Source organism: Agromyces binzhouensis, assembly GCF_004135055.1.
Taxonomy (GTDB): domain Bacteria; phylum Actinomycetota; class Actinomycetes; order Actinomycetales; family Microbacteriaceae; genus Agromyces; species Agromyces binzhouensis.
This window is the reverse complement of the sequence record NZ_SDPL01000546.1, coordinates 1-1624: the sequence shown is the minus strand read 5'-3', so window position 1 is coordinate 1624 and position 1624 is coordinate 1. Positions and strand designations below refer to the sequence as shown.

General features: G+C 70.9%; 1 protein-coding gene. It reads left to right on the top strand.

Annotated features, from left to right (window positions below; genetic code table 11):
• Positions 1 to 93: 93 nt before the first annotated feature.
• Entirely contained in the window at positions 94 to 1605 is a 1512-nt protein-coding gene (locus tag ESO86_RS16575; RefSeq protein ID WP_129235917.1) for a catalase, read from the top strand.
• The last annotated feature ends 19 nt before the right edge of the window (positions 1606 to 1624 follow it).

Genomic DNA, 1624 nt, shown 5'->3' with positions numbered 1-1624 from the left:
CGCGCCGACCGCCCGGCCGGGGCGGTGCTCGTCGTGCCCGCACGACGCGCACCGCCGCGCCGCGGCATCCACCACCGAGAAGAGAAGGACGACATGTCGAACCCTACGACCCCGCCCGTGACGACCACCCAGACCGGCACGCCGGTCGCCAGCGACGTGCACTCGCTCACGGTCGGCGCCGACGGCGCCACGGTGCTGCACGACCGGTACCTCGTCGAGAAGCTCGCCCAGTTCAACCGCGAGCGGATCCCGGAGCGGATCGTGCACGCCAAGGGCGGCGGCGCATTCGGCCGCTTCGAGGTCACGGCGGATGTCTCGGCCTACACCCGCGCGGCCGTGTTCCAGCCCGGCGCCGAGTCCGAGACGCTGCTGCGCTTCTCGTCGGTCGCCGGCGAGCAGGGCTCGCCCGACACCTGGCGCGACGTGCGGGGCTTCTCGCTGAAGTTCTACACGACCGAGGGCAACTACGACATCGTCGGCAACAACACCCCGGTCTTCTTCATCCGCGACGCAATCAAGTTCCCCGACTTCATCCACTCGCAGAAGCGCCTGCCGGGCTCCGGGCTCCGCGACGCCGACATGCAGTGGGACTTCTGGACCCTCTCGCCCGAGTCGGCCCACCAGGTCACCTACCTCATGGGCGACCGCGGCCTGCCGAAGTCGTGGCGCGAGATGCAGGGCTACGGCTCGCACACGTACCAGTGGACCAACGCCGAGGGCGAGCGGTTCTGGGTGAAGTACCACTTCCGTTCGCAGCAGGGCGACCTGCACCTCGACGCCGAGACCGCCGAGGCCATCGCCGGTGCCGACGCCGACTTCTACCGGCGCGACCTGTACGAGGCGATCGAGCGCGGCGACCACCCGAAGTGGGACCTCTTCGTGCAGGTCATGCCCTACGAGGACGCGAAGACCTACCGCTTCAACCCGTTCGACCTCACCAAGGTGTGGCCGCACGCCGACTACCCGCTCGTCCCGGTGGGCACGCTGACGCTCGACCGCAACCCGCAGAACTTCTTCGCGGAGATCGAGCAGGCCGCGTTCTCGCCGGCCAACACCGTGCCGGGCATCGCGATCAGCCCCGACAAGATGCTCATTGCGCGCGTGTTCAGCTACCCCGACGCGCAGCGCTACCGCGTGGGCACGAACTACAACCAGCTGCCCGTGAACGCGCCGCACGCGGCATCCGTGCACAACTACTCGCAGGACGGCGCCGCGCGCTACCACTTCAACGCGCCGACCGCTCCGGTCTACGCCCCGAACTCGGTCGGCGGCCCGACCGCCGACGCCGCGGTCGCGGCCGAGGGCGGCTGGGAGGCCGACGGCGCGCTCGTCCGCTCCGCCTACACGCTTCGCGCCGACGACTCCGACTTCGGCCAGGCCGGCGCGCTCTACCGCGACGTCTACTCGGCCGAGGCCAAGGCGCGCTTCCTCGAGACGCTTTCGGGCCAGGCGAACGCGATCACCGTGGACGACATCCGCGAGCGCTTCTTCCAGTACTGGACGAACGTCGACGCCGGGCTCGGCGCCGCGCTCCGCGCCGCCTACGCCGCAGGCGTGAACGCCGACGCGCCGCAGCAGCCCGAGGCCGACGAGGCCGCGGCCTAGTCCGCACCGCCGGAGCGCC

Excerpts from the sequence above, each read along its gene's own strand:
- ESO86_RS16575 (WP_129235917.1), top strand. The coding sequence starts at position 94 with ATGTCGAACCCTACGACCCCGCCCGTGACGACCACCCAGACCGGCACG.